This window comes from Jannaschia sp. S6380 (assembly GCF_023015695.1).
Taxonomy (GTDB): Bacteria; Pseudomonadota; Alphaproteobacteria; order Rhodobacterales; family Rhodobacteraceae; genus Jannaschia.
This window is the reverse complement of record NZ_JALKAS010000002.1, coordinates 373468-387500: the sequence shown is the minus strand read 5'-3', so window position 1 is coordinate 387500 and position 14033 is coordinate 373468. Positions and strand designations below refer to the sequence as shown.

Annotated in this window: 14 protein-coding genes; 5 read left to right on the top strand and 9 right to left on the bottom strand. The window is 66.9% G+C overall.

Translation table 11 applies throughout. The annotated features are described in order from the left end of the window. Positions 1 to 11: 11 nt before the first annotated feature. From MWU52_RS14940 to ahcY, 7 genes are all read right to left on the bottom strand, one after another. Positions 12 to 617 (bottom strand): protein-methionine-sulfoxide reductase heme-binding subunit MsrQ, encoded by a 606-nt coding sequence (locus tag MWU52_RS14940; RefSeq protein WP_246953651.1) that lies wholly within the window; start codon positions 615 to 617, stop codon positions 12 to 14. A gap of 4 nt (positions 618 to 621) precedes the next feature. After that, the gene (gene msrP, locus MWU52_RS14935; RefSeq protein ID WP_246953649.1) at positions 622 to 1518 is read right to left on the bottom strand and encodes a protein-methionine-sulfoxide reductase catalytic subunit MsrP; all 897 of its coding nucleotides are present in this window, start codon (positions 1516 to 1518) and stop codon (positions 622 to 624) included. Positions 1519 to 1704: 186 nt separating this feature from the next. Next, positions 1705 to 4320, bottom strand: coding sequence for an ATP-dependent chaperone ClpB (gene clpB, locus MWU52_RS14930; RefSeq protein ID WP_246953647.1), 2616 nt, complete (start codon positions 4318 to 4320; stop codon positions 1705 to 1707). Positions 4321 to 4492: 172 nt separating this feature from the next. After that, entirely contained in the window at positions 4493 to 4834 is a 342-nt protein-coding gene (locus MWU52_RS14925; RefSeq protein ID WP_246953644.1) for a DUF2853 family protein, read from the bottom strand. A gap of 230 nt (positions 4835 to 5064) precedes the next feature. Beyond that, positions 5065 to 6171 (bottom strand): PRC-barrel domain-containing protein, encoded by a 1107-nt coding sequence (locus MWU52_RS14920; protein WP_246953643.1) that lies wholly within the window; start codon positions 6169 to 6171, stop codon positions 5065 to 5067. 183 nt (positions 6172 to 6354) lie between these two features. Beyond that, positions 6355 to 6801, bottom strand: a complete 447-nt coding sequence (locus tag MWU52_RS14915; protein WP_246953641.1) for a PRC-barrel domain-containing protein — start codon at positions 6799 to 6801, stop codon at positions 6355 to 6357. Positions 6802 to 7004: 203 nt separating this feature from the next. Next, the gene (ahcY, locus tag MWU52_RS14910) at positions 7005 to 8387 is read right to left on the bottom strand and encodes an adenosylhomocysteinase (protein WP_246953639.1); all 1383 of its coding nucleotides are present in this window, start codon (positions 8385 to 8387) and stop codon (positions 7005 to 7007) included. A 130-nt stretch (positions 8388 to 8517) separates the two neighbouring features. Here ahcY and MWU52_RS14905 point away from each other — a divergent pair, with 130 nt between their 5' ends. The 3 genes from MWU52_RS14905 to MWU52_RS14895 are packed head-to-tail and all read left to right on the top strand — an operon-like array spanning position 8518 to position 10010. Continuing rightward, positions 8518 to 9114 (top strand): HD domain-containing protein, encoded by a 597-nt coding sequence (locus MWU52_RS14905; protein ID WP_246953637.1) that lies wholly within the window; start codon positions 8518 to 8520, stop codon positions 9112 to 9114. Beyond that, on the top strand, positions 9107 to 9577 hold the full coding sequence (locus MWU52_RS14900; RefSeq protein WP_246953635.1) for a GNAT family N-acetyltransferase: 471 nt from the start codon (positions 9107 to 9109) through the stop codon (positions 9575 to 9577). The genes MWU52_RS14905 and MWU52_RS14900 overlap by 8 nt, the downstream gene beginning before the upstream one ends. Positions 9578 to 9611: 34 nt before the next feature. Continuing rightward, positions 9612 to 10010, top strand: a complete 399-nt coding sequence (locus MWU52_RS14895; RefSeq protein WP_246953633.1) for a DUF2177 family protein — start codon at positions 9612 to 9614, stop codon at positions 10008 to 10010. 2 nt (positions 10011 to 10012) lie between these two features. Here MWU52_RS14895 and MWU52_RS14890 read toward each other — a convergent pair whose 3' ends face one another. Both MWU52_RS14890 and MWU52_RS14885 read right to left on the bottom strand, forming a co-directional pair. Next, positions 10013 to 10342, bottom strand: coding sequence for a hypothetical protein (locus tag MWU52_RS14890; RefSeq protein ID WP_246953631.1), 330 nt, complete (start codon positions 10340 to 10342; stop codon positions 10013 to 10015). After that, positions 10339 to 10890, bottom strand: coding sequence for an ActR/PrrA/RegA family redox response regulator transcription factor (locus MWU52_RS14885; protein WP_246953628.1), 552 nt, complete (start codon positions 10888 to 10890; stop codon positions 10339 to 10341). The genes MWU52_RS14890 and MWU52_RS14885 overlap by 4 nt, the downstream gene beginning before the upstream one ends. An 82-nt stretch (positions 10891 to 10972) precedes the next feature. On the opposite strand from MWU52_RS14885, the gene MWU52_RS14880 reads away from it, so the two are divergent. Then, entirely contained in the window at positions 10973 to 12337 is a 1365-nt protein-coding gene (locus MWU52_RS14880) for a sensor histidine kinase RegB (RefSeq protein ID WP_246953626.1), read from the top strand. Positions 12338 to 12420: 83 nt separating this feature from the next. Next, positions 12421 to 14013 carry a PAS-domain containing protein gene (locus MWU52_RS14875; RefSeq protein WP_246953624.1) on the top strand — a complete coding sequence of 531 codons (1593 nt, stop codon included), beginning with the start codon at positions 12421 to 12423 and terminating at the stop codon, positions 14011 to 14013. Positions 14014 to 14033 lie beyond the last annotated feature (20 nt).

Here is a 14033-nt window from a genome sequence, read left to right as displayed (position 1 = left end):
CGGCCGACGACCTACCAACGACGAATCCAGGCGAGTCGCATCCCGACCAGCAGAATCGCAGCCCCGAGGTAGAGAAGCGATTCCGTCGTCCAGACCTTTTCCTGCATGACGAAATGCACGCCGCCGAGGATCACCGACACATAGACCAGTCGGTGCAGGCGCCCCCAGGCCTGCGCGCCCAGCCGCCGGACCGCCCCCTGCCAGGACGTTGCGGCCAGCGGTATCAGCAGGATGAAGGCCGCGAACCCCACGGTCAGGTACGGTCGCTTGACGATCTCGGCGCCGATCAGCCCCCATCGAAGCTGAAGGTCGAGCGCGAGCCAGACCAGGAAGTGAAGCGTGAGAAACCCAAAGGCCAGCAGACCCAGCGGCTTGCGGAACTTCACCAGGTTGATGCGCGCGAAACGCATCAGCGGCGTTATCGTCAGCGATGCCAGCAGGAACTGCAGCGACAACATTCCCAGCGCCAGTTCCAGCGCCTCGACCGGGTCGATGGCGTTCAGTCCGACCCAGATCTCCCAGGCCCCCAAGGCGACCCCCGCCATATAGACCGGCCAAGTGGGCACCTTGCGCGCGGCCCCGGAAATCGCCTGGCCATATGCGGCGAAGGTCGACAAGCGCTCAGAAGTTCTCACGAAGGTCCATGCCCTCGTAGAGCGACGCGACCTGATCGGCATATCCGTTAAACGGCAACGTATCGATCCGGCCGCCGAACAGGCCAGCGCCGATCACGCGCTCACTTGCCTGGGACCAGCGCGGGTGATCCACCTCGGGGTTCACGTTCGCGTAAAAGCCGTACTCGTTCGGGTTCGACTGTTGCCAGGTGTTCAGCGGCTGCTCCTCGGTCAGGCTGATCCGCACGATCGACTTGATGCCCTTGAAGCCGTATTTCCAAGGCACGACCAGGCGCATCGGCGCACCGTTCTGGTTCGGGATCGGCCGCCCGTAGATGCCCGTGGCCATGATCGTCAGCGGATGCATCGCCTCGTCCATCCGCAGCCCCTCCACATAGGGCCAATCCAGGATCGGATAGCGCACGCCTTCCATCACGTCGGGCAGGACGGCCGTCTCGAAGCGGACATACCCTGCCTCGGGCCGAACGCCAATCTTCGCCAACAGCCTGTTCAGCTCGAAGCCGTTCCACGGAATGACCATCGACCAGGCCTCGACACAGCGGAACCGATAGATCCGTTCTTCCGTCGGAATGTCGCCGATCAGCTCGGCCAGATCATACTCGCCCGGATTCTCGACCAAGCCGTCCACCGTGACGCGCCACGGGTCGGTCCGCATGTCCTGCGCGTTCTCGGCCGGATCGCCCTTGCCCGTTCCGAACTCGTAGAAGTTGTTGTAGTTCGTGATCTGCTCCCAGGTGTTGGGCTCCAGCTCTTCCTGCGCGCGCAGGCCAGGCCCGAACCCCGCCGCGATCGACCCCGCCCCCATCGCCGCGATCAGACGCCGGCGGCTCCACCAGTATCCTTCGGGCGTCACGTCGGCTCGGGTCAGCTGCGGCTTGATCATGGGTCGTCCTCATCCTCGGTCGCCTGGATCGTATGTATGCTACCTAGACCGCACGCGAAGGAAAATCGCTCTGCCTCACGACAATGTAAGGTTTTTCGCGCGACGATTGTTCCGAAACGCCGGACCGATCACGCGTCCGCCATCGGACATGAAGGGGCGGCCCTTCCGGCCGCCCCGATCGTTTCGTCAGTGTACGACCGCATCCTCGGGCGGCTGGCGCTCGGACACGGCGACACGATCGCCGATGATCAACCCGCTGTCTCCGGCGCGGACCGGCACCACGCTGTCGTCACCGATATCACCGGCCAGCAGCATCTCGGCCAGCGGGTTCTGCAGCGTCCGCTGGATCGCGCGCTTCAGGGGTCGCGCGCCGAAGACCGGGTCGTACCCCTCGTCGGCCAGCCAGGCCTTCGCGCCCTCGTCCAGCTGCAGGGCGATGTTTCGCCCCGCCAGGCGCTTGGTCAGACGCGCGATCTGGATATCCACGATCCCGTCCATGTCCGCCCGGCCCAGCCGATCGAAGATGATGGTCTCGTCCAGCCGGTTCAGGAACTCGGGCCGGAAATGCGCCCGCACGGCATCCATGACATCGCGCTTCGCCTGCCCGGCATCGGCGCCGTCCGGCAACTGGCTCAGGGCCTGCGCGCCCAGGTTGGACGTCAGGATGATCAGCGTCTGCTTGAAGTCGACGGTCCGGCCCTGCCCGTCGGTCAGGACGCCGTCGTCCAGCACCTGCAGCAGCACGTTGAACACGTCCGGATGCGCCTTCTCGACCTCGTCGAACAACACGACCTGATAAGGCCGGCGCCGCACCGCTTCTGTCAGCACCCCGCCCTCGTCATAGCCGACATAGCCCGGGGGCGCGCCGATCAGGCGGGCGACCGAGTGCTTCTCCATGAATTCGCTCATGTCGATGCGGACCATCGCGCCGTCATCGTCGAACAGGAACTCGGCCAGCGCCTTGGTCAGCTCGGTCTTGCCGACGCCCGTCGGCCCGAGGAACAGGAACGACCCCAGCGGCCGTGCCTCGTCGTTCAGACCGGCCCGCGCGCGGCGGACCGCGTTCGCGACCGCCGTCACGGCGGTACGCTGCCCGATCACGCGGCGGCCCAACGCCTCCTCCATGCGCAGCAGCTTCTCGCGCTCGCCTTCCAGCATGCGGGACGTGGGAATGCCGGTCCAACGCTCGACCACGCTTGCGATCTGCTCGGGGCGTACGGCCTCCTCGACCATCATGTCGCCTTCGCGGCTCTCGGCCTCGGCCAGCTGACGCTCCAGATCTGGGATGCGTCCGTATTGCAGTTCACCTGCACGGCCGAAGTCGCCCTCGCGCTTGGCCTGGTCCAACTCCACCCGGGCGTGGTCCAACCGTTCCTTGAGATCGCGCGCGGATTCCAGCTTGTCGCGCTCGGCCTGCCAGGCAGCGGTCATCTCCGACGATCTCTCCTGCAGTTCGGCGAGTTCGCGCTCCAGCTTCTCCCGGCGGTCGCGCGAGGCCGAGTCCTCTTCCTTGCGCAGCGCCTCGACCTCGATCTGCTTCTGCAGGATGTCGCGGTCCAACGCGTCCAGTTCCTCGGGCTTCGAGTCCACCTCCATACGCAACCGGCTCGCCGCCTCGTCGATCAGGTCGATCGCCTTGTCGGGCAGGAACCGATCCGTGATGTAGCGGTTCGACAGGGTCGCCGCAGTCACCAATGCCGAGTCCGATATCCGCACCCCGTGGTGCAGTTCGTACTTCTCCTTGATGCCCCGCAGGATGCTGACCGTATCCTCTACGGTCGGCTCCTCGATCATCAACGGCTGGAACCGACGTGCCAGCGCCGCATCCTTCTCGACATACTTGCGGTACTCGTCCAGCGTCGTTGCGCCGATGCAGTGCAGCTCGCCCCGCGCCAGTGCGGGCTTGATCAGGTTCGCCGCATCCATCGCGCCGTCCGACTTGCCCGCGCCCACCAGCGTGTGCATCTCGTCGATGAACAGGATCACCTCGCCCGCCGCGGCGGTCACCTCGTTCAGCACCGCCTTCAACCGCTCTTCGAACTCGCCACGATACTTCGCGCCGGCAATCAAGGCGCCCATGTCCAGGGACATCAGCCGCTTGTCCCGAAGGCTCTCCGGGACATCGCCGTCGACGATGCGCAGGGCCAGGCCCTCGGCGATCGCGGTCTTGCCGACGCCCGGATCGCCGATCAGAACCGGGTTGTTCTTGGTCCGACGCGACAGGACCTGCATCGCACGCCGGATCTCCTCATCGCGTCCGATGATCGGGTCGATGCGGCCTTCACGCGCCGCTTCGGTCAGATCGCGGGCATACTTGTTCAGGGCATCATAGCCGTCTTCCGCGCTCGCGCTGTCGGCGGTCCGCCCCTTGCGGACGTCGTTGATCGCCGCATTCAGCGATTGCGCGTTCACCGCACCCGCATCCAGTGCGTCCTTGGCCCGCGACTTCACCATCGCCAGCGCCATCAGCACGCGTTCGACCGGCACGAAGCTGTCACCCGCTTTCTTGGCAACCTTCTCCGCTTCGTCCAGAACCCGCGTCAGTTCTCGCGAGAGATAGACCTGCCCCGCGTCGCCCGATACCTTCGGCAGGCGCGACACGGCCAGTTCAACAGCCTCTCGGACTCTCTCCGGGGATCCCCCGGCGGCGGCAATCAGGTTCGCGGCCATACCCTGATCGTCATCCATGATCGCCTTGAGCAGATGTTCGGGCATCAACTGCTGATGCTCCTCGCGCGTGGCGATCGTCTGCGCGGCCTGCAGGAAGCCACGCGCTCGTTCGGTAAATTTCTCCAGGTTCATCGCCCGTCTCCTCGGTTGCAGCGCCCGGCATTCGCGCCGCCCGTCAGAGGCACGGCGCCCTCGCGGGCCGACGGAATGCAGATGGGCACCCTGTTGCCGATCTGCAACCCTTCGCCGAACGGCAAAAGGGGCGCCCCAAGGACGCCCCCACCCCGGCCGCAGGACATGGCCCTCAGGCGTAAACGTTCTCTTTCCCGAAATGCTTGACGAGGAGATAGTAGAACACCGCGCGATACTTGGTGGCGTTCGATTTGCCATAGGTTTCCGCCGCCTTGTCGATGGCGTCGTCCAGCTTGGGACCGTCCGACAAGCCAAGCTTCCGGATCAGGAAGTTATTCTTGACCGTCTCCATTTCCTTGGGCTGGCTCGTGGCAACGGTCGCGCTGTCGCGGTTGTAGATCGAAGGCCCGCATCCAATGGTCACCTTGCGCAGCAGGTCCATGTCGGGCTCCTGCCCGATCTTGCTGCGGATCTCGTCGGCGTACTTCCCGATAAGCTCGTCGCGCTTGCTCATTGTCGTCTCCCTCTTGTCGCTCCAGGATGGACGTCTGCGCGCCCCCCGCGGCGGATGATCACCGCGTCGGCTGCGAAAATAAAGCAAAACTTGGCGCCGGCAGCCAAGGCGCGGCGCGAGCGTGTCATCGCGGTCGGGCCAGGCCCGGACGGCAGGCCCCCATCGGCGCAATCGGCACGAAAAAGGGCCCCCGCAGAACGGGGGCCCTAACTATCACCGGATCGGCGCGATCAGTATGCGTCGCCGACCGTCATGTCGAGCGGGACGACCTCACCGGACTGGTCCCATTCCGGCATGCCTTCCAGCTCCGCCTCAGTGGACGCGTCCACGATTAGCGCACCGTCCGTCATTGCGAAGCGGTCCAGCGGGATGGCGACTTCATGCTCGCCCAGACCCAGGAAACCACCGACACCGACAACCGCCAGAAGACCGCCATTGGCCATCACGAGGCTGTCGATCTCACCGACGTCGTCACCGGTCTCGCTCAGCACGTTCATGCCGACCAGGTCCGAGACGCGCGCATCGGCGAATGCGGCGTAGAGGCCCCCGGCGACGAGTTCGCCACGGTCAGCCACGTTCACGTTGGCGTCGCCTTCCTCCTCGATCAGGATTTCGGCATCGGCCTGCTCGACCTGGATGTCGGCGCCTTCGGCCTGCTCGACATTCACGACGGGCTCCGCATCCGACAGCATCACTTCGCCGTCGCCCTCGGTCTCGATATTGACGTCGGCATCGGCCTGCTCGACGGCGATCGCGGCGTTCTCGGCGCGGTTCACGCGGATTTCGGGCTCAGCCGAGGTGACCTGCACGTTCGGCTCGGACTCCTCGATGGTGATCCGCGGCTCGGGACGCACGAAACGCACGATCGGCTGCGGCTGCTCGACGGCGATCTCCGGCTCCGAGGTGGCGACGTTCACGTCGGGTTCCGGCATGCGCACGGTGATCGTGGGCTCGGGGATCCGTACGGTGACCTCGGGCTGCGCCTGTTCGATCGTGATGATCGGGGCCTGCTGCTCGACCGTCACGGTCGGCTCGGCCACGGTCACGGTGATCTCCGGCTGCGCCTGTTCGACGAGCACTTCGGGGCGCGCCTGATCAACGGTCACGACCGGGTCGTCGACGGTCACCTCGACTTCGGCGTCACCCTGCTCGACGACGATCTGGCCGCCCAGCGCGTTGGCGGAGGCACCGCCCTCGACGGGGTTGCCATCGGCGTCCAGAATCACGGCTTCGACTTCGGCATCTTCCTCGGGCACGACGGCGGTTTGCGCGAAGGCGCCAGTGGAAATGAGCGCGGCGGCTGCCACGCTGCTGAGAAGCAGCTTGTGGGTGGTCATGGAACACTCCTGGTGTTTTGTTTGCAGTGCCCTCACAACCGCGTCACCGGGCCGAAGTTCCAAGAATTCGCGCCGGCCGGCCAACCGGAACCCGAACGCCGGTATTCGCGTTTCGGACTCCGGCCCGACGACCGGCCCGACGTGGAACGGGCCGGTTCCGGCCCGCTCCTTCGTTTCCCTTCGCTATTCCGTCGGCGTCTCGATTACCGTGGCATCCGGCAGCGCCGGCTCCTCGGCGATGGGGGCACCCGCGACGGTCGTGTTCATCGCAAGCGGTTCGCCTTCGCCTCCGTATTCGGGCATCGCTTCCAGCGTCTCGCGGTCCAGCCCTTCCAGCAGAAGAGCGCCCTCCGCGGGGCTCAGCTCGGTCAGCGGGACGGCGACGTCATGCTCGCCGAACCCCAGAAAGCCGCCCACGCCCAGGACGGCCAACACCGCCCCGTCCGCGGAGACCAGCGCCTCGACCTCGCCGACATTGTCGCCGACGGCACTCAAGACGTTCTGTCCGACCAATTCGGACACGGCGGTATCGGCAAAGGCACCGTATCCGCCCTCCGGCTGGTCCTGCGCCGCAACCGGCAGCGCCGAGAAGGCTGCGACCACAAGGCCGCCGCCGATCAGTTCCTGCATTCGCATCTTGTCCTCCATCGATGGGCCACGCGTGCGGTGGCCGGCCCACCGACGCTAGCGCCGGCGCGTGCGCGATGGCGGAGGAAGCGCACCGGCGACGCGGTGGCGCGGCGCTCCGCCGAAAGGGCACCGATGCGCCGGCACGAAAAGGCCGCGCGCCCCAAACCCGGTGCGCGCGGCCATATTCCGCCGATGGAAGGCTTCTAGTAGCGGTAGTGTTCCGGCTTGAACGGTCCGTCCGGCGACACGCCGATATAGGCTGCCTGCTGCGGGTCCATCCGGGTCAGCTTCACGCCGATCCGGTCCAGATGCAGCCGCGCGACCTTCTCGTCGAGATGCTTGGGCAGGATGTAGACGCCTGGCTTGTAGTCCTCGCCCTTGGTCCAAAGTTCGATCTGCGCCAGCACCTGGTTGGTGAAGCTTGCCGACATCACGAAGGACGGATGCCCCGTCGCGTTTCCCAGGTTCAGCAGACGCCCCTCGGACAGCAGGATGATCCGGTTGCCCGAAGGCATCTCGATCATGTCCACCTGTTCCTTGATGTTCGTCCACTTGTGGTTCTTCAGGCTGGCGACCTGAATCTCGTTGTCGAAGTGGCCGATATTGCCGACGATCGCCATGTCCTTCATCTCGCGCATGTGCTCGATGCGGATGACGTCCTTGTTGCCGGTGGTGGTGATGAAGATGTCGGCCGATCCGACGACATCCTCCAGCAGGACGACCTCGAACCCGTCCATTGCCGCCTGCAGCGCGCAGATCGGGTCGACCTCGGTCACCTTCACGCGCGCGCCCGCGCCGCGCAGGCTGGCCGCCGAGCCCTTGCCCACGTCGCCGTACCCCATGACCACGGCGACCTTGCCGGCCATCATCGTGTCGGTCGCACGCCGGATGCCGTCGACCAGCGACTCCTTGCAGCCGTACTTGTTGTCGAACTTCGACTTGGTGACCGAGTCGTTCACGTTGATCGCGGGAAACGGCAACAGGCCCTTCTTGTGCAGGTCGTAGAGGCGATGCACGCCGGTCGTCGTCTCCTCGCTGACGCCCTTGATCGCGTCGCGGGTGCGGGTGAACCAGCCGGGGCTCGCCTCCATGCGCTTCTTGATCTGCGCATGGATGACCTCTTCCTCCTCGCTGGTCGCCACGCCCAGATCCTCGCCCGCCTCGGCCCGCGCGCCCAGCAGGACGTACAGCGTCGCATCGCCGCCATCGTCCAGGATCATGTTCGCGCCGTCCGGGAACTGGAAGGACCGGTCGAGGTAGTCCCAATGCTCCTCCAGCGTCTGGCCCTTGACCGCGAAGACCGGCGTGCCGCCCTCGGCAATGGCGGCGGCGGCATGATCCTGCGTCGAGAAGATGTTGCACGATGCCCAGCGAACATCCGCGCCCAGTGCGTTCAGCGTCTCGATCAACACGGCGGTCTGGATCGTCATGTGCAGCGATCCCACGATCCGCGCACCCTTCAGCGGCTTGTCCCCGCCATATTCCTCCCGCAGCGCCATCAGCCCCGGCATCTCCGTTTCGGCGATGTCGAGTTCCTTGCGCCCATAGGCCGCAAGCGCGATATCCTTGACGACGTAGTCTTCCATCCGGGTCTCTCCTGCGCGTCTCATACGGTCGGTGTCGCGCGCGGCCCTAGCAGGCCGTCACCGCCCGCACAATGCGCGCCGGCGACGCGGCCCGCTTGCATCGCCGCCCCGCCCCGCTAGGACGGTCCGCATGAGACAGGCACGCGCATGGCAAAGGATGCTCTCGGGGCGCAGGCTCGACCTGCTCGATCCCACGCCTGTGGATATCGAGGTGCGCGACATCGCCCACGGGTTGGCCTTCGTGGCCCGCTGGAACGGCCAGACCCAGGGTGACTGGCCCTATTCCGTGGCCGAACACTCGCTTTTGGTCGAACGCCTCTTCGCCCGTATCGATCCGTCCGCCGAGCCCAGGGACCGGCTCTCGGCCCTTCTGCACGACGCGCCGGAATACGTGATCGGCGACATGATCTCTCCGGTGAAAGCCGCCGTGGGACCGGCCTACGAGGCGCTGGACGACCGGCTCCAGACGGCGATCAACCTTCGCTTCGGCCTGCCCGCGCGCACGCCCGATCGCCTCAAGCGTCGCATCAAGAAGGCCGACAAGCTCTCCGCCTGGCTCGAGGCGGTACACCTTGCCGGGTTCGCCCGGGCCGAGGCGGACCGGTTCTTCGGCAAGCCCGACGCCGGACTGATCGAAGGCCTGTCGCTGACCCTGCGCCCTCCGGCCGAAGTGCGCGCCGCCTTCCTCGACCGGCATGCCGCCCTCCTCGCCGCTTGCGATGCATAGGCGCTACGCGCCCTCTCTGGCTGTCCGCCCGGCCCGATCTTTCGACGCCGCCGCCATCGCCCGGTTGCTCGACCGCGTCGCGCGGCCCGCGGAGGCCATCGACCCGGACGCGATCCGCGACTGGCTGACCCGCGGCGATGTTTGGCATCTCGTCGAAACCGACGATCTGCTGGGCCTTCAATGGATCGGTCCGCATCCGTACCTGCCCACGTCCACCTGCGAGATCGCGACCTTCGTGACCCCGGGCCCGCGCGACCTGGCGGCCGGTTCCGCCCTTTTCGATGCGACGCGCAGGGCCGCCCGGGGACGCGGGTACCGCCACATCACGGCAATTCTGCCGTCGACGAACGAAACCGCCGCCATCTACTACCGCTCGCGCGGGTTCGAGCGGCAGCGATGCAAGCCCGTGCTCGCGGAAATGCGACCGGACGCGAACGAACTGGTAATGACATATCGCCTATGAGACCTCGGGCCCGCCCCTGCCAAAGGACCCTCGCATGCAGTTCTTCCTGCTCTACCTGACCTCCGCGACGGTATTCGCGGTCATCGACGTGATCGGCCTGAACTTCATCATGAAGCCGCTGTTCGAACGTCACGTCGGCGATCTGCTGCAAAGCCCGATCAATATGACCCCGGCGCTTGTTTTCTACGCCTTCTACATCGCCGGGATGGTCTGGCTGGTCTCGATGCCGGCGCTTCGCGACGGATCGGTCGCGCAGGCGCTGCTGAACGGGGCGATCCTCGGCGCGCTCGCCTACGGCACCTACGAATTCACAAACATGTCCACACTGCGTGGCTGGGATTGGACCATGGTGGCGGTCGACACGACCTGGGGCACCCTGCTCACGGCGGCCTCGGCGGCGAGCGGGGTCTGGGCCGTACGGCTGATGGCCTGACCTCAGGTGCAGCCGCGCCCGGCGGCCCCTGCGGGCACGTCCCAGCCGACGAAGGTTCCGTCTTCGAAAATCAGGCGCGTTCCGTCGCGCAGCAAGACGGCGTCCCGTCCGGGGCCGCAGACGGCCGCGCGCGGCGCCTGCCGCTCGACCCGCTCGACGGTCTGCAGCACGCCCGGCCTGTCGCGGCCGAACCCGATCTCGCGCCCGCCCGATCCTTCGACGTTCAACCCACCGGGCGCCGGCACAAGTGTGTAGCGGCCCGCACCAGGCCCGTCCGGGGCGACCGGCTGACAGGCCGCTACCAGCAACAAAGTCCCGATCCGGAGGATCACCGGGGCGAACGCTTCGCCAGAATGCGCTGCAAGGTCCGGCGGTGCATGTTCAACCGCCGGGCCGTCTCCGACACGTTCCGATCGCACAGCTCGAACACCCTCTGGATATGCTCCCAGCGAACGCGGTCGGCAGACATCGGGTTCTCCGGCGGCGGCGGCATCGTCTCCTCGCGGCAGAGCAGGGCGTTCGTGATGTCATTCGCATCCGCCGGCTTCGACAGATAATCCGTGGCCCCGATCTTCACGGCCGCCACCGCCGTGGCGATGGCCCCGTATCCGGTCAGGACCACGATCCGCGCATCCGGGCGCTTCTCCTGCAGGTGTTCGACGACATCCAATCCGTTCCCGTCCTCAAGGCGCAGGTCGATGACGGCATAGGCCGGCGGGCGGGCCATGGTGCGGGCGATGCCTTCGGCCACGGATTGCACCGCCTCCACGGCGAAGCCGCGCTTGGCCATGGCGCGCTCCAGCCGGCGCAGGAACGGCTCGTCGTCATCCACAAGGAGCAACGATGGATCGGGCCCGATCTCCTGGATGGTCTCGCCCATTCTTGCGTCTCCCGAGCATCCTTGTCCCTGCGCAGATAAGTCGCCACCCTGCACCAGTCAAATCCAGCCCCAGGCCAGAGCCTTGCCCACGCAACCGACGCGAACCCTCCTGCCGCCCGAATCCTACGGGCCCCGCGTCCGGCTCGGCACGCTGGTCAACCTGCGCTGGCTGGCGCTGCTGGGCCAGACGGTGACCGTGGTCGTGGTCGGCCTGACCCTGTCGCTCTCGCTTCAGGTCGGGCTCTGCCTGCTGGTCATCGCGGTGGGCGCGGTCGTCAATCTCGGGGCGCTGGCGATTTATCCGACCAATGCCCGCCTGAAGGAATGGGAAGCATTCGGCGCGCTTCTCTTCGACCTGGTTCAGCTCACGGCCCTGCTTTTCCTGACGGGCGGCCTTCACAATCCGTTCGCCCTCCTCTTCCTGGCGCCGGTCACCATCTCGGCCACGGCGCTGTCGTTCCGCTCGACGCTGACGCTCGCGACCATCGCGGTGGCGCTGATCTCGCTTCTGGCGGGCTATCACGTGCCGCTGCGGCTGTCGGACGGCACGCTGCTGCAGCTTCCGAGCCTGCAACTCACCGGGTTCTGGATCGCGATCGTGATCGGCACCCTGTTCCTGTCGGGCTTCGCGTTCCGTCTGACGCTCGAGACGGAGCGGATGTCGAACGCGCTCCTGGCGACGCAGACGGCGCTCGCCCGCGAACAGAAGCTGCACGATCTGGCCGGCGTGGTCGCCGCCGCGGCGCATGAACTGGGAACGCCGCTCGCGACGATCATGCTGGTCTCCTCCGAACTCGCGGAGGAGTTGAAGGACCGCCCCGACCTGCGCGAGGACGCGATGCTGATCCGTTCCCAGGCCGATCGGTGCCGCGACATCCTGCGCTCCATGGGTCGCGCGGGCAAACGCGACCAGCATGTCCGGACGGCCCCGCTGGAGGCGGTGCTGCGCGAGGCCGCGGAGCCGCACGAGGGGCGCGGCATCGCCATCACCTACGACCTGGCCCCGGCCGAGGGCGGCCCGGCTCGCAAGCCCCATATCCACCGTCAGCCGGAAATCGTGCACGGGCTGCGCAATCTGGTGCAGAACGCCGTCGATTTCGCCCGTTCCGAAGTCTGGGTCGAGGCCCGCTGGTCCGAGCGCGAGATCGCGATGCGTGTCATCGACGACGGTCCCGGCTATGCCGGCGAGATGCTGCACCGGCTGGGCGATCCCTTCATCCGCAGCCGCCAGCGGCCGGGATATGACGGCATGGGCCTGGGTCTCTTCATCGCCAAGACCCTGCTGGAGCGGACGGGCGCCACGCTGACCTTCTCCAATGCCACGAAATCGGGCCGCGCCCGGCCGCGCCGACGCGCCGGCGCCATTGCCGAGCTGGTCTGGCCGCGCGACGCGATCATCGCCGAGGAGACCGGCGGCCTCGGCGCGAACGAGCCGATAGAACGTTGATCATTTCTGCGTTCTACCTGCGTTAACATCCCCTTAACCAAAATGCGGGAACGTCCCCCGAGCTTCGAGCAAAGGGGGCCGTCATGTCCGCGATCCTACCTGTCATCTTTCCATTGGTGGGCGGCCTCGCGGTCGGGCTGGGCGCCCTTCTCGCGGTGCTCTGGCTCGCCCCCCGGGAGCGGCAGGCACCGCCCGTCTGCGATCTCGACATCCTGTCGGAGCCGCGGGTCTTCCGGTTCCGCAACGGCTACCTGACGGATCACTCCGAGAATGTCTCGTTCCTGCTGCCGTCTCCGATCGACCACCTCAAGGCCTGGGACGACCTGATCGAGGCGCTGGCGGACGTCAACGCCGATATCGGCCCGGCATTCGCGGTGCTGCGCGACGCCGGTCGTCCGTTCAAGCTCGCCGGGCAATTCGGGCGCGACCGCATCCTCGTCCTCGGGCTGCGCGACGGCGACGACGTCCGCATCACCGTCACCACGGCCGAGGACAGCCAGTCCTCGGTGCGCATCGACCTGCACAGCCTCCGCACGATGGAGGACGAACTGGCCATGCTGACCCGCGCCGGCGACACCAGCCCCGCACTCAGTTGGGCCACCGATGGCGAGGGCCGCGTGATCTGGGCCAACGCCGCCTACATTGATCTCGTGTCGCGCTGCGCAGGGCCGGATGCCGCGCGCGGCTGGCCGCTTCATGCGCTGTTCCCCGACGGCGAAGGCACCCCCATCGGCAAGGCACGCCGCAAGGTCCGCGACCGCGACGGCGCGGAACACTGGTTCGAGGTCACCACCGCCGCCCCGGGCCGCGACGGGCTGCGCCAGACGCATGCGCTCTCGCTCGACGCCGTCATCAAGGCCGAGGAGTCGCTCAGAACCTTCATCCAGACCCTCACCAAGAGCTTCGCCTTCCTTCCCACCGGGCTGGCGATCTTCGACCGCGACGGGCATCTCACGCTGTTCAACCCCGGGCTGATGGACATGACCGGCCTCGACGGGGCGTGGCTGTCGCGGCGCCCGCGGCTGACCGACTTCTTCGACGCCCTGCGCAACCGTCAGAAGTTGCCCGAACCGCGGGACTACAAGACCTGGCGCGACGGGCTTGCCGACCGGCGGCGCGACGGGCAGGCCGGCATCTATGTCGAAACCTGGACGTTGCCCGAAGGCGCCACGTACCGCGTAACCGGCCGCCCGCAGGACGACGGCGCCATCACGCTGATGTTCGAGGACGTCTCGGCCGAGATCGTGGCATCGCGGAACCAGCGCGACATTCGCGAAATGATGCGCGACGTGATCGATCGATCCGAGGACGCGATCGTCGTTTTTGGGGCCGACGGGACGCGGATGCTCTCGAACGGCCGCGCGCGCCGGATGTGGCTGCCGGACGGGGACGAGGATACGGATTTGCCGGCCACGCTCGAGGGCTGCATCGCATTTTGGAAGACCCTGGCCGGTCCCAGCCCGGCCTGGGGCGAGCTGCGCGATTTCGTGCGCAACCCCGGCCCTGACCGCGCGGAATGGATTGAGGTCCTGAACGGCGCGGCCCTTGCGGGCACCGAAATGCGGATCGATCCCCTGCCGGGCGGGCGCGTTGCGGTCGCGTTCCGGGGTCCGGGCGCCGACCGGATGCCGATGCCGCAGGACGACAGGCGGACGGGACAGATGCTGCCGGCCTGACGGCGGCCTTGCACCCCACC

Bases quoted from the DNA above. Each gene is read 5' to 3' on its own strand.
- MWU52_RS14895 (WP_246953633.1), top strand. From the start codon at position 9,612: ATGCAGTTCTTCCTGCTCTACCTGACCTCCGCGACGGTATTCGCGGTC.
- MWU52_RS14905 (WP_246953637.1), top strand. From the start codon at position 8,518: ATGAGACAGGCACGCGCATGGCAAAGGATGCTCTCGGGGCGCAGGCTC.
- ahcY (WP_246953639.1), bottom strand. From the start codon at position 8,387: ATGGAAGACTACGTCGTCAAGGATATCGCGCTTGCGGCCTATGGGCGC.
- MWU52_RS14925 (WP_246953644.1), bottom strand. From the start codon at position 4,834: ATGAGCAAGCGCGACGAGCTTATCGGGAAGTACGCCGACGAGATCCGC.
- MWU52_RS14875 (WP_246953624.1), top strand. From the start codon at position 12,421: ATGTCCGCGATCCTACCTGTCATCTTTCCATTGGTGGGCGGCCTCGCG.
- MWU52_RS14920 (WP_246953643.1), bottom strand. From the start codon at position 6,171: ATGACCACCCACAAGCTGCTTCTCAGCAGCGTGGCAGCCGCCGCGCTC.
- msrP (WP_246953649.1), bottom strand. From the start codon at position 1,518: ATGATCAAGCCGCAGCTGACCCGAGCCGACGTGACGCCCGAAGGATAC.
- MWU52_RS14885 (WP_246953628.1), bottom strand. From the start codon at position 10,890: ATGGGCGAGACCATCCAGGAGATCGGGCCCGATCCATCGTTGCTCCTT.
- clpB (WP_246953647.1), bottom strand. From the start codon at position 4,320: ATGAACCTGGAGAAATTTACCGAACGAGCGCGTGGCTTCCTGCAGGCC.
- MWU52_RS14900 (WP_246953635.1), top strand. From the start codon at position 9,107: ATGCATAGGCGCTACGCGCCCTCTCTGGCTGTCCGCCCGGCCCGATCT.
- MWU52_RS14915 (WP_246953641.1), bottom strand. From the start codon at position 6,801: ATGCAGGAACTGATCGGCGGCGGCCTTGTGGTCGCAGCCTTCTCGGCG.